The 26,043-nt window shown below is 59.2% G+C and carries 28 protein-coding genes; 9 read left to right on the top strand and 19 right to left on the bottom strand.

Translation table 11 applies throughout. The features are described 5' to 3' along the window. Positions 1 to 143: 143 nt before the first annotated feature. Together ACTHV6_RS00870 and ACTHV6_RS00865 are read left to right on the top strand one after the other, a co-directional pair. Positions 144 to 1,073 carry a hypothetical protein gene (locus ACTHV6_RS00870; RefSeq protein ID WP_441385365.1) on the top strand — a complete coding sequence of 310 codons (930 nt, stop codon included), beginning with the start codon at positions 144 to 146 and terminating at the stop codon, positions 1,071 to 1,073. 14 nt (positions 1,074 to 1,087) lie between these two features. Then, positions 1,088 to 2,029 (top strand): hypothetical protein, encoded by a 942-nt coding sequence (locus ACTHV6_RS00865; protein ID WP_441385364.1) that lies wholly within the window; start codon positions 1,088 to 1,090, stop codon positions 2,027 to 2,029. A gap of 56 nt (positions 2,030 to 2,085) precedes the next feature. Here the strand turns inward: ACTHV6_RS00865 and ACTHV6_RS00860 are convergent, their stop codons facing one another. The 10 genes from ACTHV6_RS00860 to glpA form a co-directional block, all read right to left on the bottom strand. Beyond that, entirely contained in the window at positions 2,086 to 2,715 is a 630-nt protein-coding gene (locus tag ACTHV6_RS00860) for a uridine kinase family protein (protein ID WP_441385363.1), read from the bottom strand. Further along, positions 2,715 to 3,560, bottom strand: coding sequence for an SMP-30/gluconolactonase/LRE family protein (locus ACTHV6_RS00855; RefSeq protein ID WP_441385362.1), 846 nt, complete (start codon positions 3,558 to 3,560; stop codon positions 2,715 to 2,717). Before ACTHV6_RS00855 ends, ACTHV6_RS00860 begins: the two co-directional genes overlap by 1 nt. After that, a complete protein-coding gene (locus ACTHV6_RS00850; RefSeq protein WP_441385361.1) occupies positions 3,547 to 4,209 on the bottom strand; it encodes a LutC/YkgG family protein in 663 nt (220 codons plus the stop codon). The genes ACTHV6_RS00855 and ACTHV6_RS00850 overlap by 14 nt, the downstream gene beginning before the upstream one ends. Continuing rightward, positions 4,206 to 5,771: a LutB/LldF family L-lactate oxidation iron-sulfur protein gene (locus ACTHV6_RS00845; protein WP_441385360.1), complete on the bottom strand. Its 1,566-nt coding sequence runs from the start codon at positions 5,769 to 5,771 to the stop codon at positions 4,206 to 4,208. Before ACTHV6_RS00845 ends, ACTHV6_RS00850 begins: the two co-directional genes overlap by 4 nt. Before the next feature lies 1 nt (position 5,772). Then, positions 5,773 to 6,561 (bottom strand): (Fe-S)-binding protein, encoded by a 789-nt coding sequence (locus tag ACTHV6_RS00840; protein WP_441385359.1) that lies wholly within the window; start codon positions 6,559 to 6,561, stop codon positions 5,773 to 5,775. A 58-nt stretch (positions 6,562 to 6,619) separates the two neighbouring features. Then, positions 6,620 to 8,278 carry an L-lactate permease gene (locus ACTHV6_RS00835; protein WP_441385375.1) on the bottom strand — a complete coding sequence of 553 codons (1,659 nt, stop codon included), beginning with the start codon at positions 8,276 to 8,278 and terminating at the stop codon, positions 6,620 to 6,622. A gap of 123 nt (positions 8,279 to 8,401) precedes the next feature. After that, a complete protein-coding gene (gene glpK, locus ACTHV6_RS00830) occupies positions 8,402 to 9,919 on the bottom strand; it encodes a glycerol kinase GlpK (protein WP_441385358.1) in 1,518 nt (505 codons plus the stop codon). Between the two features lie 233 nt (positions 9,920 to 10,152). Further along, positions 10,153 to 11,424 carry an anaerobic glycerol-3-phosphate dehydrogenase subunit C gene (locus ACTHV6_RS00825; protein ID WP_441385357.1) on the bottom strand — a complete coding sequence of 424 codons (1,272 nt, stop codon included), beginning with the start codon at positions 11,422 to 11,424 and terminating at the stop codon, positions 10,153 to 10,155. Beyond that, positions 11,421 to 12,605 carry a glycerol-3-phosphate dehydrogenase subunit GlpB gene (glpB, locus tag ACTHV6_RS00820; RefSeq protein WP_441385356.1) on the bottom strand — a complete coding sequence of 395 codons (1,185 nt, stop codon included), beginning with the start codon at positions 12,603 to 12,605 and terminating at the stop codon, positions 11,421 to 11,423. The genes ACTHV6_RS00825 and glpB overlap by 4 nt, the downstream gene beginning before the upstream one ends. Beyond that, the gene (glpA, locus tag ACTHV6_RS00815) at positions 12,602 to 14,230 is read right to left on the bottom strand and encodes an anaerobic glycerol-3-phosphate dehydrogenase subunit GlpA (protein ID WP_441385355.1); all 1,629 of its coding nucleotides are present in this window, start codon (positions 14,228 to 14,230) and stop codon (positions 12,602 to 12,604) included. Before glpA ends, glpB begins: the two co-directional genes overlap by 4 nt. 106 nt (positions 14,231 to 14,336) lie before the next feature. Here glpA and ACTHV6_RS00810 point away from each other — a divergent pair, with 106 nt between their 5' ends. Together ACTHV6_RS00810 and ACTHV6_RS00805 are read left to right on the top strand one after the other, a co-directional pair. After that, positions 14,337 to 15,341, top strand: coding sequence for a sugar-binding transcriptional regulator (locus tag ACTHV6_RS00810; protein WP_441385354.1), 1,005 nt, complete (start codon positions 14,337 to 14,339; stop codon positions 15,339 to 15,341). Further along, positions 15,338 to 15,844, top strand: a complete 507-nt coding sequence (locus tag ACTHV6_RS00805) for an amino-acid N-acetyltransferase (protein ID WP_441385353.1) — start codon at positions 15,338 to 15,340, stop codon at positions 15,842 to 15,844. Before ACTHV6_RS00810 ends, ACTHV6_RS00805 begins: the two co-directional genes overlap by 4 nt. Positions 15,845 to 15,859: 15 nt before the next feature. Here ACTHV6_RS00805 and ACTHV6_RS00800 read toward each other — a convergent pair whose 3' ends face one another. Then, a complete protein-coding gene (locus ACTHV6_RS00800) occupies positions 15,860 to 16,270 on the bottom strand; it encodes a hypothetical protein (RefSeq protein WP_441385352.1) in 411 nt (136 codons plus the stop codon). 37 nt (positions 16,271 to 16,307) lie between these two features. Beyond that, positions 16,308 to 17,177 (bottom strand): A/G-specific adenine glycosylase, encoded by an 870-nt coding sequence (locus tag ACTHV6_RS00795; RefSeq protein ID WP_441385350.1) that lies wholly within the window; start codon positions 17,175 to 17,177, stop codon positions 16,308 to 16,310. 54 nt (positions 17,178 to 17,231) lie between these two features. Between ACTHV6_RS00795 and ACTHV6_RS00790 the strand changes: the two genes are divergently transcribed. Then, the gene (locus ACTHV6_RS00790; RefSeq protein WP_441385349.1) at positions 17,232 to 18,227 is read left to right on the top strand and encodes a hypothetical protein; all 996 of its coding nucleotides are present in this window, start codon (positions 17,232 to 17,234) and stop codon (positions 18,225 to 18,227) included. A gap of 1 nt (position 18,228) precedes the next feature. Here ACTHV6_RS00790 and radA read toward each other — a convergent pair whose 3' ends face one another. The 5 genes from radA to ACTHV6_RS00765 form a co-directional block, all read right to left on the bottom strand. After that, positions 18,229 to 19,614 carry a DNA repair protein RadA gene (gene radA, locus ACTHV6_RS00785; RefSeq protein WP_441385347.1) on the bottom strand — a complete coding sequence of 462 codons (1,386 nt, stop codon included), beginning with the start codon at positions 19,612 to 19,614 and terminating at the stop codon, positions 18,229 to 18,231. A gap of 30 nt (positions 19,615 to 19,644) precedes the next feature. Further along, complete coding sequence (locus ACTHV6_RS00780; RefSeq protein ID WP_441385346.1) at positions 19,645 to 19,749, bottom strand: type II toxin-antitoxin system YoeB family toxin; 105 nt, start codon at positions 19,747 to 19,749, stop codon at positions 19,645 to 19,647. Between the two features lie 47 nt (positions 19,750 to 19,796). Next, positions 19,797 to 20,609, bottom strand: coding sequence for an Abi family protein (locus tag ACTHV6_RS00775; protein ID WP_441385345.1), 813 nt, complete (start codon positions 20,607 to 20,609; stop codon positions 19,797 to 19,799). A 293-nt stretch (positions 20,610 to 20,902) separates the two neighbouring features. Continuing rightward, a complete protein-coding gene (locus tag ACTHV6_RS00770) occupies positions 20,903 to 21,556 on the bottom strand; it encodes a potassium channel family protein (protein WP_441385344.1) in 654 nt (217 codons plus the stop codon). Positions 21,557 to 21,564: 8 nt separating this feature from the next. After that, complete coding sequence (locus ACTHV6_RS00765) at positions 21,565 to 22,959, bottom strand: potassium transporter TrkG (RefSeq protein ID WP_441385343.1); 1,395 nt, start codon at positions 22,957 to 22,959, stop codon at positions 21,565 to 21,567. Between the two features lie 150 nt (positions 22,960 to 23,109). Here ACTHV6_RS00765 and ACTHV6_RS00760 point away from each other — a divergent pair, with 150 nt between their 5' ends. The 4 genes from ACTHV6_RS00760 to ACTHV6_RS00745 all read left to right on the top strand — a co-directional run bounded on the left by ACTHV6_RS00760 (position 23,110) and on the right by ACTHV6_RS00745 (position 24,760). Further along, positions 23,110 to 23,325, top strand: a complete 216-nt coding sequence (locus ACTHV6_RS00760) for a helix-turn-helix domain-containing protein (protein ID WP_441385342.1) — start codon at positions 23,110 to 23,112, stop codon at positions 23,323 to 23,325. 115 nt (positions 23,326 to 23,440) lie between these two features. Next, positions 23,441 to 23,539 (top strand): 30S ribosomal protein bS22, encoded by a 99-nt coding sequence (locus ACTHV6_RS00755; RefSeq protein WP_005504750.1) that lies wholly within the window; start codon positions 23,441 to 23,443, stop codon positions 23,537 to 23,539. A gap of 67 nt (positions 23,540 to 23,606) precedes the next feature. Next, positions 23,607 to 24,092, top strand: a complete 486-nt coding sequence (locus ACTHV6_RS00750; RefSeq protein WP_441385341.1) for a MarR family winged helix-turn-helix transcriptional regulator — start codon at positions 23,607 to 23,609, stop codon at positions 24,090 to 24,092. Continuing rightward, on the top strand, positions 24,089 to 24,760 hold the full coding sequence (locus ACTHV6_RS00745) for a histidine phosphatase family protein (RefSeq protein ID WP_441385340.1): 672 nt from the start codon (positions 24,089 to 24,091) through the stop codon (positions 24,758 to 24,760). Before ACTHV6_RS00750 ends, ACTHV6_RS00745 begins: the two co-directional genes overlap by 4 nt. A gap of 7 nt (positions 24,761 to 24,767) precedes the next feature. On the opposite strand, the gene ACTHV6_RS00740 is transcribed toward ACTHV6_RS00745, so the two are convergent. Both ACTHV6_RS00740 and ACTHV6_RS00735 read right to left on the bottom strand, forming a co-directional pair. Beyond that, positions 24,768 to 25,118 carry a PLD nuclease N-terminal domain-containing protein gene (locus ACTHV6_RS00740; protein WP_441385339.1) on the bottom strand — a complete coding sequence of 117 codons (351 nt, stop codon included), beginning with the start codon at positions 25,116 to 25,118 and terminating at the stop codon, positions 24,768 to 24,770. A gap of 41 nt (positions 25,119 to 25,159) precedes the next feature. Continuing rightward, positions 25,160 to 26,038, bottom strand: coding sequence for a 1,4-dihydroxy-2-naphthoate polyprenyltransferase (locus ACTHV6_RS00735; RefSeq protein WP_441385338.1), 879 nt, complete (start codon positions 26,036 to 26,038; stop codon positions 25,160 to 25,162). Positions 26,039 to 26,043: the final 5 nt, after the last annotated feature.

Raw genomic sequence — 26,043 nt, 5'->3', positions numbered from 1 at the left:
TTATTTCGAAGGTGGCTTTTAATATTCTATTTGTTCTTTTTAGTTACAACGGGGTAATATTTTGTTTGTGTGTGTTTTTTGTGGGGGGTGTGGTTGGCACTGCCAATCGGCGGTGCCATCCTCACCGAAGGAGGGGTATTGTTATGTTTTCGTTCAAGAAGGCTGTTGCCACGGCGGCATCAGTGGCGCTGGTTCTTGGTCTCGCTGCCTGTGGAGATGCAGAAGAATCCGAAACAAATCTTGCCAAAGTAACGGGTATTAATCCGAATGCTGAGTTGGACTACGACACGGGGATTGTGTATTTTCCTGCGGAGCCTCTGACGACTCTCGATCGAGACCATGATATGGAATTGATCAGCAGCGCAGGTGAGGGTGTCTTTAGCCAGTGTGTCTTCGATAAGACCGGTACGAAACTTGACCCGTACCCTATCGACCGTGAAGAGCCAATTCGCGATGTGTTCTTTATTTATGGTCCGTGGACCAAGCCAATCGCAGAGAAGTTCGCGTTTGTTCTGCCGATGACGGACGGTGAGCTGACCTTCAACGGATACGTGCCGCGCCCTGAGGGTTTTGTGGAACCCCCAAGTGGAAATCCGTATGCAAAACTGACTCAGGAGGAACGAGACGAGTATACGGAGCTGTGTGGCTCAGAGCCTGAGTACACGAAATACAACCTCTTACATGTCCAGTCAACGGGTCCGGGGGAAATTGGCCTTCAGGAAGTACAGGACAAGGTAGCGGCTGATCGGCGGACGAAGGACCTCGTGGACGAACTGGATAAGTGTTTCGCCCCGTTGGGTTTGGAGGCGGATCCGGACAGGATCGGTCTCCCGAAAGAAGCTGATGTTGACGTAATCAATGAGGATCAATTGGACATGGCCATGAAAACCGTCGAGTGCAAGGATGAAATTGATTTTACGCAGCGGCTTGCGGACATTATCGCTGAGTACCAAATGAAGGTTATTGATGAGTACGGGGCCGAGATGACAGCGGAGCGCGATAAATTTGACGCTCTGGTCCAAGAAGCCGAGGACTTCATTGCGGCAAATCCTGACCTTTTTGTGCAGTACTGAGTCCCAAGGAAGCGATGATGGTATTTCGTAGATATATCGGTGCTGGGCTTGTGGCATGTGTGGCTTTACTTGGTTTAGTGGCGTGTGGCGGTGATGGTGAAGATGGTGAAGATGGTAGCAGTGCTGCTCCGAAGGTTAACGGTATTGATCCCAATGCTGAGGTGGATTATGACACAGCGGTTGTTCACTTGCCTGAAGATTATGTGAAGACATGGGACGATCATGAGGTAGAACTTGTCTCCAGCGCTGCCGAAGGTTTCTTTATTAAATGTGTCTATGACAAGAGTGGCACGAAGTTGGATCCGTATCCGGTTGCCCCCGAGGAACCGATCCGAGATGTGTTTTTCATTTATGGTCCGTGGACGATGCCAATTGCGGAGAAGTTTGCTTTCGTTCATCCGAAGACCGATGGCGAGCTAACATTCAATGAGAACGTGCCGAAGCCCGATGATTATGAGGAAGGGCCGAGCGGGAATCCGTACGAGAATCTGACTCAGGAGCAACGCGACGAGTTTGCAGAGCTATGTGGCTCGGAACCTGAGTACCTGAAGTTTAACTACGTGGACGCACAGTCGGACGGGCCCGGGACAGTTGCGCTTGGCGAGGTGCAAGACAAGGTGGCCGCTGATCCGCGAATCACCACACTTATAGATGAGTTCGATGCCTGCCTCCAAACCGAGGGTTTGAAAGCTGACCGTTCGGCACTTGGATATCCGCAAGGGGTCGATTTTTGGACTGTTAATGAAGATCAGATCGATATGGCGATAAAGACTGTTGATTGCAAAGATCAGGTTGATTTCACTCCGAGGCTTGCGGACATTATTGCCGAATATCAAATGAAGGTCATTGATGAGTACGGTACCGAGCTTATGGCGCAACGCGAAGCGTGGGACGATCTCGTTCAGGAAGCTAAGGATTACATCGCTGCAAATCCGGACTATGTCATTCAAGAATAGGGCGTGCAGTACTGAGGTGGGGCTTCAGCGCTGTGCTGCTTCGATAACCTCTGGATCTATCGCGCCCGCGCCAGCAGGTTCGTGAGCACTTCGTGGGCTTCTTCCCAGGTGACGAGGCGTAGGCCCTTGGATTGGAAGTAGGTGTAGCGGGCGGGTTCGGCGAAGAAGTGGGAGATGCCGCGGCGCAGGAGGTTGATGGGAGGCTTGCGGGCTTCGTCCAGATCGCGCATGAGGCGGAACCAGAAGGTTTGGGCCCGCGGGCGTTTGAGGGCGATGGCGTCCGCGAGGATTCCTTCGCTGGCCAAGGCATCCACCACCTCGGGGGCGAAAATACCCTCCACGAGGACGAAGCGGGCGCCATCCAGTTCCACGCGGCGTTCGCCCACTTTCAAGTTGGCGGAGATGTCATAAATGGGAACGGTGGTTTCCCCGGCGGTGCACAGCTCAACGAGGGCGCGTACGGCGCCGCCTCCATCCCACGTGCGCGGGGAATCCCAATCCACCATGCCGTGGCGGTTGGGCATACCGGGGTGATCGCCGTCGAAATAAAAATCGTCCAACGAAACAACGGGCAGGCCTGAACGCGTGGTGAACCGGGTCTTGCCGGAACCGGAGGGCCCGGCTACCACCACAATCTTGGCGAGGGGGCGCCGCTCACTCGGATCGAGGGGAAAGAGTGCGTCCACTAGCCGGCGTACTCCCTCGTGGGTTGGCCGGAAACCTCGGCGCGCATGTGCCAGATGGCGCCAGCTCCGGGAACGTCCGCCATCTCCTTGGAGGTGGTGATGAAAACGTCCTTGCCGTCCGGCCCGCCAAGTGTCACAGCCGTGACGCCGGGGCAGGGGAGCTTCCATTCGCCGAGGATTTCCGCCTGTGGTGAGTACAGGCGAACGGTGCCCTTTCGGTTGAGCGCGCACCACACGTTGCCGCGCGAATCCACGGCCAACCCGTCCGGGCTGGTGCCTTCCCCTGTGTGGAAGAACGCGCGCCGGTTGGCGAGTTCGCCGGCCGCCGTTACGTCGTACACATCCGTTTGGCGGGTGGCCGTATCGTTGTAGTAGGCGCGGGTCCCGTCCGCTGTAAAGTCCATTCCGTTGGAGGTAGTGACGTTATTTTCGACGACGACGGCGCAGCCCTCCCCATCAATCCTGTACAACTTCGCGGCCCCCGGCGTCTTATCGTATGGCATCGATCCGGCGTACAGGCGCCCCCACGGATCCACGCAGCCTTCGTTCATTCGGACGTTCGGCTCGCTCCACAACTCACGGTATTCGGTTGGGGCAGCGAACGGCGAGTCGGATAGAGCGATGCCGCGTTCGGTGCCAACCACGTAGCCGCCGCTCGCGCGCGGACGCACGAAGGCAGCGATCGGCGAGCCCACATGCAGGCGCGAAACTTCACCGCTGGCTGCCATCGTGAGGAGGTCGCCCGCCAGCATGTCAACAAAGCGGAGGCCTCCCCACGAATCGTGCCACACGGGACCTTCGGCGTGGAAGGCTATGGAATCGGTAATCTGTTCAGGATGCATCATCCACGATGATAACCCGAAGTGTTCGCGGGCCGTGCACGCCGTCTACACGAACTAGTTCGATATCCGAGGTGGCCGATGGCCCGGCGATCCACGTGGTGGGCCGCGTTGGATGTTCTGCCAGAAGTTCAACAGCCTCGGGAACCGTGGCGTAAATGGAGCTTGCCGGCAGAACAATCACGTGGCAATCGGGTAGCAGAGTGATGATACGGCGCCCTTGATCGGGAGAACCGTCCAACATGATCGTGCCAGATAGGCTAACGGCGGCGCGAGCGCCCGTGAGGACGGCCTCCGTATTGTCCAGCGTGTCCTTAGAGAGCGGGGGATCATCCACCCGTACCTCGCGGTTCGAGCTTTCGGCGGCGGCAACCCACGCTTCGGGTAGGCCGGGAGGAAGCACAACGGTGGTTTTGTCCGCCAGTGCTTCTTCGATGGCCGCCGGGACCGTTGCCGGGGTAGCGTGCGTGACTGTTGCCGTGTAATCGATGAGCGCCTCTTCCATCTCCGCAACGATCTGTTCGCGGGAGGCAGTGGAACTCATGCGGTAATCATGCGGAATCTCGGGGGCATCAATCGGGCCAGCCTGACGGATCCGGTTGAAGATCTCTCTCTTGGCCGGGCTCATGGACTGGTTCGCGGTTGTGTGGGTCATTTGTTGTCTCCTTCGCTGGCCTCGCGCTCTTTCCACCATGACCTGAAGTTTTGGGCCGGTGGGGCAGGAACATCGCGTACGAACGTCCAGTTGCTCACCACGGGAAGCGGGATATGGCCGATCTTGTGGTCGGGGCCGGCAATGAAATTACCGGCGGGCATGGCCTTGCCGGCTGTCTCCATGAGTTTGCCTGAACTCATCACCTTGGAGCTTGCCTTCATGCCTACATCCCAGCCGCTGGGAATTCCTCCGCGGTTTGCTTCGGTGTAGCGGTGGCGCAGGTGAACCAGAATGTCAGGGATATTGATTTTGACCGGGCAGGCGTCATAGCAGGCGCCACACAGCGAGGAGGCGAATGGCAGGGTGGAGGCCGGATCGTGATGATCGAATGCTCCCAACAGCTGCGGGGTCAAGATGGCGCCGATGGGGCCGGGGTACACGGACTGGTAGGCGTGCCCGCCCACGTGCTGATAGATCGGGCAGATGTTCATGCAGGCTCCGCAGCGGATGCACTTGAGAGCCTCGCGGCCCACCGGATCCTTGAGCACGTTGGTGCGCCCGTTGTCCAGAAGGATCAAGTGGAACTCTTGAGGTCCATCCCCGGGCGTTACCCCCGTCCAGAAGGAGGTGTAGGGGTTCATGCGCTCGCCGGTTGCTGAACGGGGGAGTAGCTGGCTGAATACCTCAATATCGCGGTAGGTGGTCACCAACTTTTCGATGCCCATGACGGTGATGAGAGTTTCAGGCAGGGTCAGGCACATGCGCCCATTGCCCTCGGATTCGTATACGGACAGCGTGCCCGTATCGGCCACTCCGATGTTGGCACCAGAAATGGCCACCTTCGCGGAAAGGAACTTCTTGCGTAGGTGTGCGCGGGCTGCCATGGCGAGCTCGCGGGGTTCGTTACCCATACCCTCGGGGGCGTCACCCATTCGGGCTTCGAAGATCGCTTTGACCTCTGCGCGGTTACGGTGAATGGCCGGCACCACGATGTGGGACGGCATATCCTCGGACAGTTGGACGATCATCTCCGCCAGATCGGTTTCCCAGGCCTGAATGCCGCGTTCCTTGAGGTACTCGTTGAAATTGATCTCCTGAGTGGCCATGGATTTGACCTTGACCACCTCATCAACATGCTTCTCTTCGATGATGGAGTAGGCGATCTTGTTGGCCTCCGCGGCATCCCGTGCCCAGTGGACAATGCCGCCGCGCGCCTTGACGTTCTCCTCGAACTGCTCCAGCAGCTCGATCTGGTGAGCTGATACGTTCCGCTTGATCTGGGATCCGGCTTCGCGTAGCTCCTCCCAATCGGGCATCTCTTCCACGCGCGTGCCACGCTTCGTGCGGATCTTGGTGGTGGCGTAGCCCAGATTGCGACGCATCTGGGTGTTCTTGAGTGTCTTGCGTGCCCCGTCCGGGAAGCGATCGCCCCAGCGCAGCGGGTCCTCGGGAATCGGGTGGCCGGGCGCCCAACCAAGTTCATTTTGCTCTTTGGCGGATTCCTGCCACTCGGCGGGATTCAGGTTGAGCTTATCGGCAAGCTTTTCAACGGATTCGATCATTTCACACGCCTACCTTCGTGGTTGTTGCCGGAGCATTCCATGGATGTTCCTCTGTCCCAGCCAGAACCTCGGCCAGATGCATGGACCGGATTCCGGCGCGTATGCGCTGAAGGCCGCCCGCGATGCTCATGATGCAGGAGTAATCGCCGGAAACCAGTACTTCTGCGTCCGTTGACAGGATGTTGGCCATCTTGTCGGACAACATGGATGCGGAGGTTTCGGGATTCTTCAGGGAGAAGGTTCCGCCGAAGCCGCAGCAAATATCGGCATCGGGAAGCGGAACATAGTCAATGCCGTCCACGGCTTGCAGGAGCCGCAGCGGTGCGTCTCCCTCGCGGGCCACGCGCAGGGAGTGGCACGTGGTGTGGTAGGTGACGCGATGGGGAAAGTACGCTCCAACGTCCGTTAAGCCCATTTCATTCACGAGAAGCTCAGGTAGATCGAAGGTTCGCTCTGCCAGCTTGGCGGCCTCGCGCGATAGCGTCATGTCCCCCTGATCTTCTGCCACCATCGCGGCCTGATGGCGGAGAGAACCAACACATGATCCAGATGGAGCAATAATGGCATCCCATTCGCCGTCCAGCACGGGCCGGAAGGCATTGATGTGATTGCGGATGATGGGAAGTGCCTCCGGGTAGTACCCCGTGTTGACGTGCATTTGGCCGCAGCACGCTTGATCCTCGGGGAACACAACCTCGCATCCCAAGCGTTCGAGGAGGTGAACGGTGGCCTGTGGTGCCTGCGGGAACATCACATCACCGATGCAGGTGGCAAATAATGCAACTTTCATTGGTTTTCTTTCTGTGCGATCAGTAGGGATCGTGGAGGACGGGCTGTGGAGGGCAGGCTTAGGAGGCGATAACAAATCCGAGAGAACCCTGCGATGCCAACAGCGTGATCAATCCCAGGATGATGACGAATACAATGGAATAGGGCGCTGCCTTGCGCAATAGCGTTGATTCGCTGCCGGGCTGCTTGATCGCCGTGGCGGCGATTGCGAGGTTCTGCGGGCTGAGGATCTTTCCGATTCCGCCTCCAATTTCGTTTGCGGCTAGGAGAAGTTCTGGGTTCAGGGATGCAGCGGATGCGGCAGTGGACTGCAGATTGGCAAAGAGTGCCGCTGCGGATGTGGCTGAACCCGTGACGGCTGTACCGATCCATCCCAGAACCGGCGCAAGGAACGCGAATGCGGCACCAGTTGCGGCAAGCCACGTGCCGATGGCAACCGTTTGCCCGGAAAAGTTCATCACGTAGGCAAGTGCCATGATCGCGGCAATGGTCAAGATGGTGACCCGAAGATCGTAAATGGTTTGCAGGAGGGCGCCCATGCCCCTTTTGAATGCGTAGGGGAAGCGGCCTGCCGAATCTTTCACGCCGTACACTGCCGCAACGATCACTCCCGTCAGCAGCAACATCGTGCCGGGCGAGGATAGCCACTGGAGATTGAATACGGGAAGTTCAGAGACGGCTCCGGAATCATCCACAATGTTGCCGTACAAGCCAGGCCATTGAATATGAATGTCCGTTGAAGCGAGCCACGCAGGAATATCGATCCCAACGGTCCAGAGCTTCGTCACTCCGAAAATAAGCACAACCAGCCAATAGGGGAGCAACCCGAGAACGATGCGCGAGGGTGTGAGTTTCTCATTCGATGCTGCTGACCGTTGCTCATCAGGGGTTGTAGGCGTCCAGAACTGAACGAATACCGCAACTAGCACGAAGGAAAGAAGCGAAGAAAAAACGGCAGTGAGCGTATAAGAAATGTAATTAGCTGCCAAGAAGTGACCGGCCGCCATGCCAATACCCGCAACCAGCGCAACTGGCCAACAGTCCTTGACGCCGCGCTTGCCATCGTAAATGGCCAGAAGGAGGACGGGAATCCAGCACAAGAAGAATGGGGTAATCCGTCCCATCGTGGAGGCCACGAGTTCTGGTGTTGAATCACCCAGTTGAGCAACCGTTGTGACGGGAATGGCCATGGCGCCAAAGCCCACATTGAGTGCGTTTCCAACCATGGCAACTATCGCCGCCTTGATCGGCGGCATACCAATGGCTAGGAGCATGGCACATGTGATGGCGATAGGTGCCCCGAATCCTGCCAGACCTTCGAGTAGGCCGCAGAAACAGAACCCGATGAGGATTGCCTGAATGCGCTGATCGCCTTTTCCCACGATGGAAAAGATGGAGCGGACGTCCTCTGAACGCCCGCTCTTCTCAGTCAAGTTGTACACCCACACCGCCATGATGACGATGTACAAAATGGGGAGGAATCCGAAGGCTGCGCCCTGAGTTGCTGAAAGTAGCGATAGGCCAACGGGCATGTTGAAGCCGAAAACGGCGATGGCGAGGGCTGCTAGGAGGGAACCGATCGCGCACCAGTGGGTCGGAACCTTGAAAACACCCAAGAGGATGAAGAACAACAACAGCGGCACAAGCCCTAGCGATGCCGTCAATGGCAGGCTAGAAGCCACCGCAGTTGTTGAGGGAGTGAATGTGGTTGCTGACAAAACCACTCATTTCTCCTTCTTTAATTGTGTTGTAGTTACGCGTCTAGGGCCCGGAAGCTTCAGCTTCCGGGCCCTACTTAGAACTGGGAGTTCTAATACGTAGTCAGTAACACGCTACCTTGCTCAGGCGTCTTCATCCACCCAATCGAGCGTTCTCGTCACTGCCTTCTTCCATTGACGGACCAAGCGATCACGTTCTTCGCCTGCCATCTCGGGGTTCCAGCGCTTGGCTTCATTCCAGTTATCGATAACATCCTGCTCGCCGTCCCAGAAGCCAACGGCAATGCCGGCGGCATAGGCGGCGCCCAGTGCGGTGGTCTCGGCAACCACGGGCAGAACCACGCGGGTATCAAGCACATCGGCTTGGAACTGCATGAGCAGGTTGTTAGCGGTCATGCCGCCATCCACGCGAAGCTCCTCGAGCTTGACGCCCGAATCGGCCTCCATGGCATCCAGAACCTCGCGCGTCTGGAAGGCGGTGGCCTCCAAAGCGGCCCGAGCAACGTGAGCCTTCGTGTTGTAACGGGTCATGCCAACCATGACTCCGCGTGCATCGCCACGCCAGTGCGGGGCGAACAAGCCAGAGAATGCAGGCACGAAGTACAGGCCACCGTTATCATCTACGCTTGCAGCCAGAGCTTCGACATCCGGAGAGGTCGGGATGATCTCTAGGTTGTCGCGCAGCCACTGAATGAGCGACCCGGTCACAGCGATGGAACCCTCAAGGGCGTACACCGGGGCCTGATCGCCGATCTTGTAGCACACAGTTGTGATCAGGCCGTTTTCGGACATCTGCGGCTCGGTTCCGGTGTTCATGAGCATGAAGTTACCGGTGCCGTAGGTGTTCTTCGCCATGCCTGGCTCGAAGCACGCCTGACCGAAGGTGGCGGCCTGCTGATCACCGAGGATGCCCGAAATCGGGGTATCGATGAGAAGGCCTTCCTTGCGGCCGTAGCCGTAAACTTCGGAAGAGGACTTGATCTCCGGCAGAAGCGACATCGGGATATTTGCGATCTCGCAGATATCCTCGCGCCACTCGAGGGTCTTAAGATCCATCAGCATGGTACGGGAAGCGTTCGTGACGTCGGTGACGTGAATACCGCCGTTGACCCCGCCTGTCATCTGCCACACGAGCCACGTGTCCGGGTTGCCGAACAGGAGATCGCCGGCTTCTGCGCGCTCACGCACGCCCTCAACATTGTCCAGAATCCACATGATCTTGGTCAATGACGCGTAGGTGGAGAGAGTCTCACCAACGATGGGGCGGAAGCGATCTGGACCGCCATCAGCAGCAAGGCGTTCGACAATGTCCTGCGAGCGGGCGTCCTGCCACACGATGGCGTTGTAGACGGGCTCACCGGTGTTCTTGTCCCAAATGATGGTTGTCTCGCGCTGGTTGGTGATACCAACAGCGGCTACCTCGTGACGGTTGGTCTGAGCATTAGCCAGCGCAATGCCAACTGTCTGGCGTACGTTGTTCCAAATCTCCAGCGGATCATGCTCAACCCACCCGGCATGCGGGAAGATCTGCTCATGCTCCAGCTGTCCCGTGGATACAATCTCTCCCGCGTGGTTGAAGAGAATGGTGCGCGAGGACGTTGTGCCCTGATCGATGGCTACAATGTACTTCTTAGTCGTCATTGACTGTCCTTTCTTGAGGACGATCAACTGTTGGCAATACTGTCAACAGGTCCTGATGGATTAACAAAATGCTGCGGACGCAGCATCGGTGCTTAAGGACGCGTGGAACGTGTCCCTCGCCACAACAGTACCGGAAAATACCTGATATGTAGAACTTTGGTCCCTGCGCACATGCGCTGGGACCAAAGTATCTCTGAAATAATGTTCAGATTGTGCTAGCGCCTTCCACCAGGTTATCCAGAAACGGAAGCACCTTCGGGAACGGAGGACAGCCCGAGCGCCGCGTGAACCAGCTCAATTGGATGGATCACTTCGGCATTCGTGCCCTTGCGGATCTGCCAGCGGCAGGTTTCCGTCTCACACGTTGCCAGCTTCGGGTTAGTTGCCTGAATCATGTCAAACAGCGGCTTGCCAACCCTCTGGGCAATATCGAACTTTTCCTTCTTCAGGCCGTAGGTCCCTGCGATACCGCAACAGGGCTGCCCGGATTCCACCACGGTGACGCCCGGGATGGTTTCCATGACCTCAATAGCAGGCTTACCGATGCCCTGCGATTTCACCTGACACGGCTGATGGTAGGGGATCGAGGTGTTGATGGCGCGCAGATCCTCAACGGGGAACTCGCCGTCCTGAATGAGTTCAGCCAAGAACTCGGAGGTCTCGACCATGCGTGAACCAACATCCATCAGCTCCGGATCCTCTAGGCCCATGATTTCGTGGGCCTCGTGGCGGAGCATGCCGGCGCATGAACCAGAAGAGGAGATGATCGTCAGATCGCGATCAGCTTCGCGAAGTTGATTCGACAGCTTGCGAACCAGCTTGGCAGCGGAATCGAGCAGACCGTTGGACTGCATAGCAAGCCCACAACATCCCTGCTTCGGCACGATGACTTCGTAGCCCAGATGCTCCAGAACCTCGACGGTGGCCTTTGAGGTGGAAACCTCGAAGTAGCCGCCAGCGCAGCCGTGGAAGAACACCAGTGGTCCGCGGGATTTGACGTTCGGGTTGGGCTTGGAGCCTCCGCGCTTCTTGAACCAGGACATAAAGCTCTGAGGTTGTGCCTTGGGCATCGGAGCGTCAGCGTGAACGCCCACAACGGCCTGCATGACCTTACGAACTGGCTTGACGCCCAGAGCCCAGTTAGCAATGGGAGCAAGCGGCGTGAGCAGCTTGCCCTCCAACTCCGTCTGGGTGATCAGGCGATCGCGAAGAGGAACGCCGTTCTGGGCCTTCATGACGGCTCGGGCTTGGCCATTGATCTCAGCGATCTTCACGCCCTGTGGGCACACGGTGGTGCAGATGGCGCAGCCGGAGCAGTAATCCAAGCTGTAATCCACGTTCTTACCATCGCGAAGGCGCTCAGCCTGCGGGCCAACATACTTTGGCCCGGGGAACAGCGGCGTTGCTCGCGTTACTGGGCACTGAGTTTCGCAAATGGTGCACTTGACGCAACTATCGAGGCTCGCGCGTGCTAGTGACCCCTGTGCATGCTCTAGAGCGGTCATGCTTTCCTCCTGAGAATTGCAGCTACTGCTTGTGCAGCGCTTCCAAGTGCGATGCCTTCGCCAGACTTCTCCTCGTGGCGTTGGGATCCTCCAATCACACCGCCGGCTGCGTATAGATTGCCGTACACGGGGTTTCCATCTTCGCCCACCGGGCGCATATCCGAATCCACCGTGAGGCCGGCGGCAAACAGTGGCTGAGGCGCGCCCCAGTAATCGCCAGTCACCAGATCCTCGTACTGGGTGGATGGGAAGAGTGGAAGGTCAAACACCGTATCGGAGAGTTTGCCATAGGAATCCAGAACGAAGGCGCCGGAATCCAGCCCGCCGGCGGCATACACAACGGTATCTGCCTTGACGTGCTTGACGCTTCCGGCCACCTGAACCTGAATCGCCGTGACGGCTCCCGCAACAACGTCCATGCCCAGGGCCTCGCCGTTCAGCCACAGCCGGATGCGCCGATCGGCGCACTCTTGGCGGAGCCTCTCGTTCATCTCAAGGCCCGGAACGCTGGGCGGTGGCAGTGGGATCTGGAACACGGGAGCGCTGCACGCGCCCTGAATCCGTGCCCATTCACTCTCGTGTACTACTGCCGGAATACCAACACGTTCGCCTTCCTTGGCAAGCTTGCCAAGGCGTGCACCCAGATCCTCAGCGGCACCGGGTTCTGCGAGAGAACGCGAGTATGCCAACGCTGTATCGCCGGGTGCGGAGAGGTTCAGCAGTTCTGCTCTGGCGCTCACGCCCTGTACGGCCAGATTTTCTGCGGCGAGCTTTGGATAGAAGTCCTTCAGCCCACTGAATCCAACCAAGAGGTACTGTGCACCATCTTCGATCGTCCCAGCTGCGAAGGAGGGTGGAAAGAGGGAGGTGCGGCGGAGTGCTCCGAGCGCCGTTGGCAGCACGGTGGTTTCCTCCACGTTGCCTTCCAGAGGCACAACCTTGTTGAAGGCTGCCACTCCTTCGCGTACGGAATCAGCCGTGATTGTGTGATAGGGGTGCTCAGATGGCAGTGCCTTCACGGAATCAAATGGCTTGGGAGCATCGAGGATATCGATGGTTCCTTGGCTGAGCTGAAGGCCGCCGAAGCCCTTGGTGATCAAGGTGACGTCCTCGCCAGCCTCGTTCAGCATGATCGCGGCGGTCAGGCCGGCGATGCCGGCGCCGATTACTACGGTTCTCACTTGACTGCCTCCTTTGCCGGGTAGCGGGTTGCCGAAGGTAGTTCGGAACCAGCCGGGAGCTCCGTCACGGGCAGGCCGTCAAGATCGAGCGTTCCGCGGTAGATCCAATCGTCCAGCGAAGCCTCGCGGGCCTGAGCGCCGTACAGGATCGGATAAATGCCGCCCCAGCGGTTCTTCATAAACAGGCGGAGCAGTTCGTTTGTTTGAGCTGCGGTCCAGCAGCCATGTTCGTGGGCAATGCCCGCGGTTCGTGAGGCGCAGAAGCCTCCCTGGCATGGCCCCATGCCGATACGGAGCTGGCGGCGCAGATCATCGAAGGTGGCATCCGGCTGCTCATCGAGCAGATCGGTAATCATCTTCTTGGTGACGAACTCGCATTCGCAGATCACTGGATCGCGATCCGGCATCCCATGATCGGCCTTCTTGGCCTTCTCCACATCAGCAAGGCGATGGGTGACCTTGTAGTTGCTTCCCGATGCCACGGGTTCTTCAGCGGTGCGGCACGGCCTGTTTTCACCCAACTCCTCGCACACGGCATCCACAACGCGGGATGCCATCAGGCGGTAGGTGGTGAGCTTTCCGCCGGCCACGGTAATGAGCCCTTGCACATCGTGCCTGACAACGCTCATGTTGCGGGACATGTGACGGGTATCGTCCGCAGCTACACGCTTGTCCTGAAGTAGCGGGCGGGCGCCCACCCACACATGCAGAGCGCGCGAATCACGGAATCCGGGAATCAAATCCTCGCCGGCGTCCAGCATCTGCTGAACTTCCTCGCGTTCGATCACCAAGTGATCGGGATCGTCCGCACGAACGTCCGTGGTACCGATGATGGACACGGTGTGGACGGGGACGATGATGTCGCCGTCAGCTGGGTAAACGCAGCGGTTGACCACCGAGTTCACCAACCGGTGGTTCATCGCCACCATAATACCGCGGCCGGGCACAACCTGAACATCGTGTTCGCCCGCCATGGCGGCGATGTGGCCACCCCACGGGCCAGCGGCGTTCACAACCGAGCGGCACTCGATGTACACATCCTCGCCGGTCTTATCGGCGTGGCACATGACGCCAAGAACCGCACCATCCTTCACGTCAATATCGGTGACGCGATGGTAGGTGAGGCATTGGGCCCCATATTCTTGAGCAGATTCCACCGCTCCCCACACCATGCGCCAACCGTCAACGGTTCCGTCCTGAACCTCGAAGGCACGCGCAATCTTGGGGCTCAGGCGTGGCTCGCGCTTACGGGCTTCAGCAGCTGAGATTTCGGCAGATGGCACACCCGTTGCTTCGGCACCCTTGATGAAACGGTCCGGGAACTCTTCGTCGTCGCCAGAAACGGAAACAAACAGACCACCGGTGGCTTCCACGGCATCGGGGTGAATCTTTTTGAGGATAGCGTTTTCTTCGGCACACTCAGTGGCCGATTCGGGATCGGACACGACGTAGCGCCCGCCCGAGTGTAGGAGGCCGTGATAGCGGCCTGTGGTTCCTTGGGCGAGATCGACGCGCTCGACCAAGATTGCTTTTAGTCCGCGCATTGCCGCATCTCGAAGGACACCCACGCCGGTAGCCCCTCCGCCAATGATGACGACATCGCAGTTCAATTGTTTAGCTGACACGGCACTACTCTACATATGTGTTGTTGGTCTCGAATACGAAATGGCTGATGTGCATTCGTGCAAACAGATTCTGGGAGATTGTGCAAAGTTAGTGCACAATGGGGGTGTGGTAGATACCTTGGAACGCAGAAGGCTCGCATACGAGGCCGCTCTTTTGTACTACATGGAGCAGCAAACGATGGAATCGATAGCCAAAAAGATGGGGCTATCGCGATCAACCGTGTCGCGCCTTGTTGCCTCCGCACGCGATGAAGGACTGGTGCGAATCACCCTTCACGCGCCCCAAGAACCTGCCGCCACAACCGCCTCCAAGCTCAGCCAGATCTACGGCGTGTCGGTCACCATCGTGCCCGTGAGCCAGCCAACTAGCGAACTGCGCCGCCTCGAACGGGTGGCTGCCATGGCAGGCGCCATGATTTCGGACATCGTGGCGGATGGGGCAACGATCGGAGTTGCATGGGGAACCACGCTATCCGCTGTGGCCGAGCGCCTTGTCCCGAAGGCGCTGGAACGCGCCACGGTTGTCCAGCTCAACGGTGCTGCCAACCCGGGAACCAGTGGGATTCCGTTTGTTGGTGAACTGCTTGGCCAGTTCAGCAGGGCCTACGGCGCCAAAGTGATGGCTTTTCCCGTTCCCGCATTCTTCGATTACGCCACAACGCGTGCCGCCCTGTGGCGCGAGCGTTCGATCTCCACGGTCCGCGAAGTGGGCAGGAACGCCGATCTTGCCGTATTTGGCGTTGGTGCCTTTAGCGCGCCCGTCGCCTCCCACGTGTACGCCGCTGGCTATCTCACGAACAAGGACATGACGTCACTGCGCAGCGATGGCGTGGTGGGGGACGTGTGCACGGTGTTCGTGCGAACGGATGGCAGCTATTCCGATCTGGAGATCAACTCCCGGGCCTCCGGCCCAACCCCGGCCGAGCTCAAGAAGATCCCGCGGCGCCTGTGTGTGGCCGCCGGGCCAGCTAAGGCGCAGGCCCTCATCGGCGTGTTGCGATCTGGTGCTGCCACCGATCTGGTGCTGGACGATGAGTGTGCGGCGCGGGTGCTCGAAGAAAGCGAGGGCCCGTGGCGGTCCGGCCCGCAAAGTGCTGGACTACCTTCGTGACCATTGACCTTCGCCCCGCGAAGCCGCACGATGCCCGGGCGATCGCTGCGCTTATCGCGCCTTACATAACCAGCGGCATTCTTGTTCGTAAACAGCTCATCAGCTACTTTGAGGACATTCAAGAATTCTTTGTGGCCTACCGAGACGGTTTCATCGTGGGCTGCGGTGCCCTGCACGTGCTGTGGGACGATATTGCCGAGGTGCGCACGCTGGCCGTTGCTCCCGAAGTTGTGGGAACCGGGGTTGGGCACCTGATCTTGAACCGCTTGGAAGAGCGGGCGCGTGAGCTCGAACTCCAGCGCCTTTTTTGCCTGACCTTCGAGGTAGATTTCTTTGCCGCCCACGGATTTACTCCGATTGAGGGAACGCCCGTGGGAATTGACGTTTATGAGCACATGCTCTCTTCGCACGACGACGGCGTGGCGGAATTCCTTGATCTTGCCAGCGTGAAACCCAATACGCTCGGCAACACCCGGATGCTCAAGGAGCTGAATGGCGGGTAGTGAGAGTTCCTCGGGCTACTTGAGTGCGCGAACCAGCTGGCGGGTCAGCAAATACATCGCAAACGGGCCCTGAATGCCCACTAGTGCTATGAGCAGGATTTGGGGCGCCGGCCCATCGGCGCGCACGATGACGGCTGTCACTACGGTTGCGAGGAACGCGACTGTTGCCGCGATCTCCAGCATTCGTACGATTTTCTTGTAGGCGGGGCGCCAATCGTCCGGATCCACGCGTAGCGCGAGGGCCAGCATGTAGGCGGCCACCAGAACCATGAGGCCGCCGGGAACGATCAGGATGAGAGCCACGTGAGTTGAGCTGCCGTGCCCGAGCCACGCGGCCAGTAACCCCACGATTCCCATCAGGATGGCGCCGAACGCAAGAGCGATTGCTGCTTGTGCGAGGCGCTGGAGGCGCATGTGAGGTTCCATGTGTATATCTTAATGGCCGAACGTGCGGTATGGGGTGTCAGCTGGCGGGCTCGGCGGCGGGCAGTTCGTAGCCTGCCGCGCTGAGATCAGCGAGGCCATCGTGAATCAGGGAGTCGAGTGCGGCATCGAAGCGGGCCTGTGTTAGCCCTGAATTCTTGTGTAGCGCCTCGCGGGGAACCGGCGCGTGTGCCGAACGCAAAACGGCCATGATCTTTCCGCGGGCCTCGCGGTGCGTACCCGTGAAGCCTTGGGGTTTACGGGGTGCTGCGTTGGCTGGCTTGCCTTCCTTGAGCCATTGGCATTCAGCCGCCAGTGGGCATTCCCCGCATTGTGGGTTGCGAGCCGTGCAAATGAGAGCGCCTAGCTCCATGATGGCCGCGTTCCACTGCGCAGCTTCTTCGCCATCGGCAGGCACAAGTGCCTCCGCTCTGGCGATCTCAGCTTGGCGAAGCGTGGCCGGAGGGAGCGCCGTGCCGTTCAGGCGGCACAACACTCTCCGAATGTTCGTATCCAGAACGGTGGAGCGCTCGCGGTAAGCAAACGCAATGACGGCATCTGCGGTATACGGTCCAATCCCTGGCAGAGCAAGGAGGCCATCGCGATCGCGTGGGAGGCTTCCGCCGTGCTGTGTGGTTACCTCGATTGCGCATTCGCGCAGGCGAAGTGCTCGGCGCGGATATCCCAGCTTGTCCCATGCCACGAGAACCTCCGCAGGGGAGGCTGCCGCAAGATCCTTGGGCTCTGGCCACCGTTCCATCCACATATGCCATCGAGGCAGCACCCGGGAAACGGGGGTTTGCTGGCTCATCACTTCACACACGAGTATGGCCCACGCCGAACATCCCGGCTCCCGCCATGGCAGGGGCCTGCCGTGGCGGGCAAACCATTCGATGAGGGTGAAGAACACCGTTTCAGTGTGCCCCAATCGAACCGGCTCTGCGAATCGGCTAACGTGGGATGCGTGAATTCCGAACGCGATGAGCCATCGAAGAAGGGCCCGAACAGGGGCCGTGGTGAATCGCGCCCGCGCAGAAAACAGCCCAAGCGGAATGACAGATGGCCGAATTTGCCCGGTCCATCGGATGTGCACGTCACCCAAGGCGAGGGTTCAGGAAGGCCGAAAGCGAGGCGGCCCCGGCCATCGGGTACCGGAGCGAAGCAACAGCAACGCAGGGCCAAACCGGCCGCGAGCAAAGGTCAGGGGCGTAGGGCGGCAGCTGGGGAACCTGCACGGCGCGGTGGCCAGCAACAGAAGCGCCAGCGGCGTCCAGTCCAGCGCAACGGGCAACCGACACAACGCAGCGGGCAACCAGCACAACGCAGCGGTCAGGCGCGGCGGCCCAGCGGGCAGATGCAGCGAAGTGGACAGCCACACAAGCGGCAGGGCCTACCCCGCGAGCGCCAGAAGCCCACGCAGTCACCTGCGCTGAAGGCTCAGAACAGGCGCAGAATCATCATCTTCGTGGCGATGTTAGCCGGGATCGTGCTACTAGCGGGTGCTGCCTTGTACCTGTTGAACGGGCGCGGTTCTTCGGCGGCTGTCCCGCGGGAAGATCCGGTCAAGGATTGGGCGCCCGTCGCGTGCACTACCAGCATGCTTGATGCTCAATTAGAGATTCCTGAATCATCTGCCGTTGGCTCGGAGATTCCTCTCAAGGTCAACCTCCACAACACCTCGAATGCCAAGCCCTGCTATGTGGACGTGGGCTGGGACAATGTGGACATTGAGGTGACATCGGGAGATGACCAGATCGTTTCCAGCCAAACCTGCGAGATGGGTGAGGAAAGCAAGCAGCTGCTGCTGGATCGCGATCTAGAAACGTCCTTTACCCTCTCCTGGCTAGGCGGCCGCGGGTGCGATGCCAGCAACCTCGCTCAAGCGGGAACCTACAAGGCAACCCTCACATTCGGCGATGAGGCGGCGGGCGAAGAGAGCGCCGTGTTTGTGCTGGAGTAGATTATTGGTCCACTGGCAGAACTGAACGCATAGCATCAACGATGTCCGCACACGGCCGGGCCTGAATCCCATGGGGAAGCTTGGAGGAACCAGCCTTACCGGTGCCACCTTCTTGAGGGATTAGTGCCACGGTAAAGCCCAGCCGAGCCGCCTCCGATAGGCGATGGCTTAACCCGGACACGGGCCGGAGCTCTCCGGTGAGCGATACCTCTCCAATGGCGATCACGCCGGGAGCGAGGGGAAGATCAAGGTATGCGGATGCGAGAGATAGTGCGATGGCCGCATCGGCCGCTGGCTCGCTGGCCTTTGCTCCGCCAACAGTAGAAGCAAAGATGTCGCGGCGGTCCAGTTCGAAACCAAGGCGGGATTGCAGTACGGCCACCATCATGGCGACCCGCGGGGAATCCACACCGCTGGTGGTGCGGCGGGGAGGACCAGCGCACGGGACAACCAGCCCCTGTACCTCAACGGGCATGGGCCGCCGGCCCTCGAGCGTCATGGTGGCGCATGTGCCGGGAACCGTGCGGTTCCGGGCGGAGAGGAACAGGCCGGAGGGGTCGGAAAGCCCAACAATGCCGTCCTCTGTGAGTTCGAAGCATCCCACCTCATCGGTTGGCCCGTAACGATTCTTCACGGCGCGGACTATACGAAGAGGGGAGTGGCGGTCACCTTCGAACTGGCACACAACATCAACCACGTGTTCAAGCACGCGTGGCCCGGCGATGGAGCCGTCCTTGGTCACATGGCCCACAAGGAGAATGGGTAGCGAGGCTTCTTTCGCCAGCGCGACGAATGCGGCCGAGACTGCGCGAACCTGTGCCACACCACCGGCGGCTCCATCAACACCGGAATCTGCAATGGTCTGAACCGAATCGATAACAAGTAGCGAGGGCTTGGCCTGCTTCACATGCCCGATGATGCGCGAAACATCGGATTCGGCTGCGAGGAGCAGGTTCGGATCCATGGCTCCGATACGTTCGGCGCGAAGCCGCACCTGAGAGGCTGATTCCTCTCCTGTGATGTACAGGACGGGTGCCTTTCCCTCGCTTTTGGCCTGATGCGCGGCCCGGGCGGCAACGTCCAGCAACAAGGTGGATTTGCCAACGCCTGGCTCGCCGGCCATGAGGATCACCGCGCCCGGCACCAGACCGCCCCCGAGAACGCGGTCCAGCTCTGATACGCCAGTAGCCTGCTTCACCGAGGCTTCTGCAGACACGTCTGTGATGGGCTTGGCGGGGCTTGCCGGGGCAAGAGCCTGCGGCGTACGCGCTACGTTTTCCTCATCGAGCGATCCCCAAGCGCCGCACTGCGCGCAGCGGCCCACCCACTTGTGCGTTGTCCAGCCGCATTCAGTGCATGTGTAGGTGATCGCAGGTGCTTTTGCCATGCCTCAAGCATACGGGCGCCCTCCCACACGTCAGGCGTAGTGATCCCTAGCGGACAGTATGCACAGCGTATCGCCGGTCACGATGTAGATCAGCCGGTTCGCTGCGTTAATCCGGCGCGACCAGAAATGGTACAAGGAGGATGTGTGATTGGGAAGGTGTGGGTTTCGTCGTCGTCAAAAAACTACAGGTTCGCGAAAGCCTTCGGAGCGGAATTCCAGAGTGGATCGTTCTCAAAATTGAATGGAAAGTCCATTTCTTCTAGCCATTCGTCTTCTGCTGTGAGGAGATGGTCTCGTAAGCTTGCGACGGTGCGGGACGTCGGATCAACACGTTGAACTATATATGCGGCGATCGCAAGCACGTAATGAATTCGTGATTCATCCGCTCCGTCCAGTGCTGTCTCTAGCAGTTTGGGCGGACTCTTCACAGTGACGCCACGCAGTGGAGTCTGGCGATTCCACACGCGAGAATGGTGTGCGGCGCCGTTACGCAAGACAGTGAACATCCTCAAGAAGCTCGACAAGACGTGGTGGTTCAGTCCTGCTTCGCTCGCAATCGCTTTCCGTAAGCTTGCCTCCTTCAGATTGTCGTACCACTTCGAGAGCAAGCCAATGCTCATAAGCTCACAGGCCATCCAGACAGGCGGTCGTGGATCGCTGTATTTCTGCGTGAAAGCAACAACAAAACGTTCGGTGGAGTCTGTTCCGAGCATGGCATCCAGCTTTGAACGATCCTTCTCGAAGGATGTTGGACTAACGTGAATAGCTGGATTCAGGTAGCCCATCGGTCCGTGCCTCTCAGCAACGTGATTGGTAAAAGAAGCACGGAGCCAAACCTCAATCGAGTGAGCCAGTCTCATGATGTGACTACGTAAAGTAGCGTCGAAGGCATAGAGGTTGAGAATATCCTGCAGTGTGGTACCGGTACGTACTTTCTCCCACTGGTCAGGCTCGTAGAACCACCAAAGGTAGCCTGAGAAGCGGTAGTAGCTCATTCGATGAAGGGTCTGAGTAAGCAGAGGAGTTTCGGCTTGCGGGCCCCGTTGCTGCAAGAGTGTGACCTGCTGGGCTATCGATAGCTCAGGTTTGTTGAACGGTACTCGAGACAAAAATAACCCGCCTATTTGAGGATCTACTGCTTCCAGTAAGACTAGCCTTGGCGGGTCTTGTTAAAGACAACTGTAGCCCAAGCTCCTTCGTTCATCTATAGATTTGGGTGTGATATGTAGAGAATATTCGAGGAAACGGGATGAAAGTCCTGACATTGAACCTCGTCGTCGCCGAAAAACTACCGGTTCGCGAAAGCCTCCAGAAGCTCGGAATCCCCCGAAACGATGATGATATCTTCCGGGCTCACCCGGGTTTCCGGGCGCGTGTATTCGAAGGGCTGGCCGGGGGACTTCACGCCGATGATAGTCACGCCGAAGCGCTCCTGAATCTTGGATTCGGCGATCGTGAAGCCCTGAACATCGCGCGGTGGGTGCATCTTGATAATGGAGAAGCCGTCCTCCATTTCGATGTAATCGAGCATCTTGCCGGACACCATGTGTGCCACGCGCGCTCCCGCATCGAACTCCGGGTACACCACGTGGTGGGCGCCAATCCTGCGCAGGATCCGGCCGTGTGAACGCGAAATAGCCTTCGCCCATATCTGCCCGATCTTGAGATCCACAAGGTTGGCAGTGACCAGTACGGAGGATTCGATATCGGTTCCCACCCCAACAACCGCAACGGAGAACTCGCGAGCGCCCGCCTGCTCCAGGGAGTCCAGATTCGTGGAATCGGCCTGAATGATGGGGAAGCGGTGTGACCATCGCTGCACGATGTCCGGGTTCCGTTCAATCGCGAGGATATCGCGCCCCAGATCATCGAGGGTGGAGGCGATGGCCGAACCGAAACGGCCGAGCCCCACGATAAGGGCAGCTCCATCAGCTTGCGCCATGAATTCTCCTAACCAATGACCGGACGTTCTTCAGGCAAGCGTATAACGCGCCGCCGGTGACGAAGCGCCAACGCTCCTGCGAGCGTCATCGTGCCGGTTCTCCCAGCGAACATCATGATAACCAGTACCCATTTGCCGGCGTCCGGCAGGCCCGCCGTGATTCCCGTGGACAGGCCGCTGGTGGAGAAGGCGGACACCACTTCGAACAGCACGTTGGACAGCGGTAGGCCCGTGATGTGAAGGAGTGCGAGCGTGCCCAACCCGACAAGGCTGGCCCCAAGGAAGGTGGCAGCAATCGCGAGGCGAAGTACATCCGGGGGAAGGCGCTTGCCGAAGGCCTCGGTATCGCGATCTCCCCGGGCTTCGGCAACGATCGCGAGGACAAGGATGGCGAGTGTGGTGACCTTGATGCCGCCTGCAGCCGATGCCGAACCTCCTCCCACAAACATGAGGGCGTCAAGAATGAACCATGTGCTTTCGTTCATGGATTCGATGGGGACGGTGGCAAGACCGCTCGATCGAGCGGTGGTGCTTTGCACGAGGGCGGCGTTGATGCTTTCGGGCATGGAGAGATTCTGGAAGGAATTGCCCCACTCGGTGGCGCCAATCGCGAAGGCACCCAACAGGAGCAGCGCTCCGTACGTCACCAGCGAGATCTTCGTGGTGAGATTCCAGCGCGACGTCCGGCGCCTGTTGCGCCACATGTCCAAGAGCACGGGGAAGCCGATCGCCCCCACAACGGTACCCAGAATGATGGGCAGTGTGAGGCTCCAATCCCCAACGTGAGGGGCGAGCCCCTCGGGCATGATGACGAAGCCGCCGTTGTTGAAAATGGAGGCGGCCATGAAAAACGAATGCCAGCAGGCCATGAGCAGCGCTTCGCCCTGGCGCAGGAAGAAGGGCAGAAGGGAGACGAAGAGGACGGCATGGGCGGACAGGGAAACAACCACCACGGCGCGCACGAGGGAACCGACTTCGCCCAGGCGCGTGTGCGTTTCCTCGGCGGTCAGAAAGCGCTGGGTCAGCCCGATGTGCCGCGACACGGCGATGGCGAGGATCGAAGCCAGAGTCATCACCCCAAGGCCGCCCACCATCATCCCAATCGCGATGAAGAATTGGCCCAGAGGTGACCAGAACACGGCCGTCTCAACGGTCACCAGTCCCGTCACGCATACGGCCGATGTTGCGGTGAATAGCGAATCGATGAACGGTGCGCGCACACCGGCTGTGGTGGTGGCCGGTAGCTGAAGCAGGAGTGTGAGAGTCAAGATAATGATGACAAACACGGCAAGCGCCAACCGGGCTGGCGATTCGCGCGCGATGTGATCTACGCCGTCCCGCAGCCTGTGCCAAGTGGACCGGTGGGGAACCGGCGCCACCGGCGTGTTATGAGTATCCCGCATAGGCACTAGAGTACTCAGCCTGCCGAGATAAGGGGGGTGATGTTTTCGTCCATTCACGATGAAATGCGGGCTTATTGTTGCCGAGTCATGTATCGTGGCATTGTCCCGGCTTGGAGCCGGGCTTAGTTGATGGTTGATCAGGACGGATTAATGACGCAGCTACCGCGCTCAGCGCCACAGTTTTATACGGTGGCAGAAGTGGCCGAGCTGACCCGTGTATCTCGCATGACGGTGTACCGAATGGTGCACTCAGGCGATTTACCGGCGGTCAGGGTGGGCAACTCTTATCGTGTGCCCAAATCCGCTGTTGATGAGCTGCTCGGCGCGTTCGAGGCCCCGGAAGATCAGAGGGCCGCCGGCGAATAGCGTAATGTGGCGCGATTCCCCATACGGGGAAGTTCCGCCCGAGCTTAGCTAGCCTGTACGATAATCACTGTTCATATGAGGGGTGCCCCCTCTTTCCAACGTCCGGAGGTAATCCGTGGGTTCCGTTATCAAGAAGCGTCGCAAGCGTATGTCCAAGAAGAAGCACCGCAAGCTTCTTCGTAAGACGCGCCACCAGCGCCGCAACAAGAAGTGACACTAAGGGCCCGGAGATCCGGGCCCTTTGCGTATAGCACCGCCCATCACGTGTTAGAGGACGTGAGATGACAGAGTTTCAGTGGCTGGATTCAGCCGAGCAACAAGCATGGCGCCGCTACCTGCGCGCTGTGGCCACGCTGGCCGAAGCGCTCAACCATGACCTCATTGAGGAAGCCGGGATATCACTCAACGAATACGAGGTGCTCTCCCAGCTCTCGGAAACCGACGGTCACACGATGCGAATGTCCACGCTGGCCGATGGGCTAGTCCATTCGCGCTCACGGCTCACCCACACGGTGCGCCGGCTCGAATCCGTTGATCTGGTGGAGCGCACGGCGTGCGAAGATGACCGGCGCGGGGTGAACTGCACCCTCACGGAAGCAGGCTATAACTTCCTTGTGAAGATCGCGCCTATCCACGTTCAGTCTGTGCGCAAGCACCTCGTGGATAAGTTGGGGCACGAGAAGATGGTGCAGCTTGGAGAGCTCTGCGCCGTGCTGGCCGAAAGTGATGAAAGCGATCAAAGCGCAGAAAGCGATGAAACCGCATGAGTGAGCTCACCCGAATCCACTTGGTTCGCCACGGAGAGGTAGATAACCCGTCAGGCGAACTGTATGGGCGCCAGCCGGGCTTCCACCTGACCCAGCTCGGTCACGATATGGCCGAGGTAGTGGCGGAGCACTTTGCGGGCCATGATATTCGTGCGATCATCGCTTCGCCTCTTGAGCGGGCCTGCGAAACCGCCGCCCCAACGGCTAAGGCCACCGGATTGCCCATTCTGACCGATGAACGCATCATCGAAGCGGGCAACAAGTTTGAGGGCGTCAATGTCAATAAGAACCGCCTAGTACTCGCCTCGCCGAAGTATTGGCCGTGGTACACGAATCCGTTCGAGCCTTCGTGGGGAGAACCGTATACGGAGATCGTTGATCGCTTTTCCGGCGCTATCCGGCGTGCACTCACGTTGGCGGAAGGCGGCGAGGCCGTGCTGGTGTCCCATCAGCTTCCGATCTGGACGATGCGGAGCTTTGTTGAGGGTTGGTCACTGGCACACGATCCGCGCAAACGGCAGTGCGCGCTGTGTTCGGTCACTACGTTGACCTTCATTGACCGTCAGCTCACCGCAGTTGGCTATGAGGAACCGGCCGCTGCGCTGTTGGCATCGGCACGCGACGTCACGCCGGGCCAGTCCCGCGCCGCTGAAAACAAGGGAAAGTGAAGGCCAACTAGGCCTCCTCTTCGCCTTCCTCTTCCTCGCGGCGCTTACGCTCCCATTCGTGGAAGCGGTTTTCAGCGTCAAGCCTAGCCAAGAACTCGGGATCATCATCCGGGGCAACGGGGCCCTTGGGTGGCTGGCGGCGCGTCCCGCCAAGATCTCCGAAACCATCGGGATGCTTGGTGTTCCACGAGAGCCACAGCCACAGGAAGGACCCGATAACGGGAAGGACGATCACCAGTGCCATCCATGCGCCCTTGGAGAGTTTCCCCGGCATCAATGCGCGGTCAGTGCGTGCGCAATCGATGATCGCGAAAATCCACACTGCAACGGCCAAAACGATGGGCACAATCCTTGCCATGTTTCAATCCTAGTAGACGTGTCTGCCTAATTCCTAAGTGCTTAGCTCATCGCGAATGCTAGGCCAAGCCCGAGCCCGTAGGCAAGCTCGAGGAATCCCGTATCGCGGAGAACAGGGATGAGCGCCATTCCCGTGGCGTGGCGGGCATGAATGCGCACGAGGTTGTGGATCGTGAGCCCGGCGGCTGGGATGAGGCACGCTAACCACCATCCCAGTTCGGGGGTGAAGGCCAGCGCCATGAGGAGTGGAAGTGTGATCATTGCGTCATACGTCAGGCGCGCTGGAAGCTCTCCAAGGCGTACAGCCAGCGTGTTTTTTCCGGCGATCTCATCGGTGGGAATGTCGCGAATGTTGTTGACCATGAGGAGGGCGCAGGCAATCAGGCCGATCGCAGCCGCACTCACCCACACGTGCCACGTGACGTTCAGGGCCTGAGTGTAGGTTGTCCCGGCGGTGGCCAGCAGGCCGAAGAAGATGAACACGAACACTTCGCCTAGGCCGGAGTATCCATAGGGGTGCTTGCCGCCCGTGTAGAACCATGCGGCGATCACGGCCAGCGCCCCGGCGATAATCAGCCACCACGTGTGGGCCAGCACCACGAGTATGAGGCCAGCTAGGCAGCCGAGCCCAAAACAGGCGAAGGCCGCAAGTTTGACCGTGCGGGGCTTGGCTTTCCCGCCGCCGGTCAGGCGTGGTGGGCCCGTGCGGACATCGTCGGTTCCGCGGATGCCGTCCGAGTAATCGTTGGAGAAGTTCACCCCCACTTGGAAGGCGAGCGCCACAACGGCTGCGAGTATCCCGCGAACTGCCGATCCGCCCCCCATCCAGAAGGCGATTCCGGTGCCGGCCAGCACGGGTGCCACGCTCGCGGGGAGTGTGCGCAGCCGCGCTCCTTCGATCCAATCACTGACTGTTGCCACGAGCG

This window comes from Ancrocorticia sp. (assembly GCF_052089425.1).
Lineage (GTDB): Bacteria > Actinomycetota > Actinomycetes > Actinomycetales > Actinomycetaceae > Ancrocorticia.
Note: the sequence above shows the minus strand (reverse complement) of the source record. Positions and strands in the feature narration are given on the sequence as shown.

Bases quoted from the DNA above. Each gene is read 5' to 3' on its own strand.
- ACTHV6_RS00870 (WP_441385365.1), top strand. From the start codon at position 144: ATGTTTTCGTTCAAGAAGGCTGTTGCCACGGCGGCATCAGTGGCGCTG.
- ACTHV6_RS00765 (WP_441385343.1), bottom strand. From the start codon at position 22,959: ATGCGGGATACTCATAACACGCCGGTGGCGCCGGTTCCCCACCGGTCC.
- ACTHV6_RS00850 (WP_441385361.1), bottom strand. From the start codon at position 4,209: ATGACCCACACAACCGCGAACCAGTCCATGAGCCCGGCCAAGAGAGAG.
- ACTHV6_RS00745 (WP_441385340.1), top strand. From the start codon at position 24,089: ATGAGTGAGCTCACCCGAATCCACTTGGTTCGCCACGGAGAGGTAGAT.
- ACTHV6_RS00855 (WP_441385362.1), bottom strand. From the start codon at position 3,560: ATGATGCATCCTGAACAGATTACCGATTCCATAGCCTTCCACGCCGAA.
- radA (WP_441385347.1), bottom strand. From the start codon at position 19,614: ATGGCAAAAGCACCTGCGATCACCTACACATGCACTGAATGCGGCTGG.
- ACTHV6_RS00740 (WP_441385339.1), bottom strand. From the start codon at position 25,118: ATGGCAAGGATTGTGCCCATCGTTTTGGCCGTTGCAGTGTGGATTTTC.
- ACTHV6_RS00750 (WP_441385341.1), top strand. From the start codon at position 23,607: ATGACAGAGTTTCAGTGGCTGGATTCAGCCGAGCAACAAGCATGGCGC.
- ACTHV6_RS00760 (WP_441385342.1), top strand. From the start codon at position 23,110: ATGACGCAGCTACCGCGCTCAGCGCCACAGTTTTATACGGTGGCAGAA.
- ACTHV6_RS00825 (WP_441385357.1), bottom strand. From the start codon at position 11,424: ATGACCGCTCTAGAGCATGCACAGGGGTCACTAGCACGCGCGAGCCTC.
- glpK (WP_441385358.1), bottom strand. From the start codon at position 9,919: ATGACGACTAAGAAGTACATTGTAGCCATCGATCAGGGCACAACGTCC.
- ACTHV6_RS00845 (WP_441385360.1), bottom strand. From the start codon at position 5,771: ATGATCGAATCCGTTGAAAAGCTTGCCGATAAGCTCAACCTGAATCCC.
- ACTHV6_RS00865 (WP_441385364.1), top strand. From the start codon at position 1,088: ATGATGGTATTTCGTAGATATATCGGTGCTGGGCTTGTGGCATGTGTG.
- ACTHV6_RS00840 (WP_441385359.1), bottom strand. From the start codon at position 6,561: ATGAAAGTTGCATTATTTGCCACCTGCATCGGTGATGTGATGTTCCCG.
- ACTHV6_RS00770 (WP_441385344.1), bottom strand. From the start codon at position 21,556: ATGGCGCAAGCTGATGGAGCTGCCCTTATCGTGGGGCTCGGCCGTTTC.
- ACTHV6_RS00775 (WP_441385345.1), bottom strand. From the start codon at position 20,609: ATGAGCTACTACCGCTTCTCAGGCTACCTTTGGTGGTTCTACGAGCCT.
- ACTHV6_RS00800 (WP_441385352.1), bottom strand. From the start codon at position 16,270: ATGGAACCTCACATGCGCCTCCAGCGCCTCGCACAAGCAGCAATCGCT.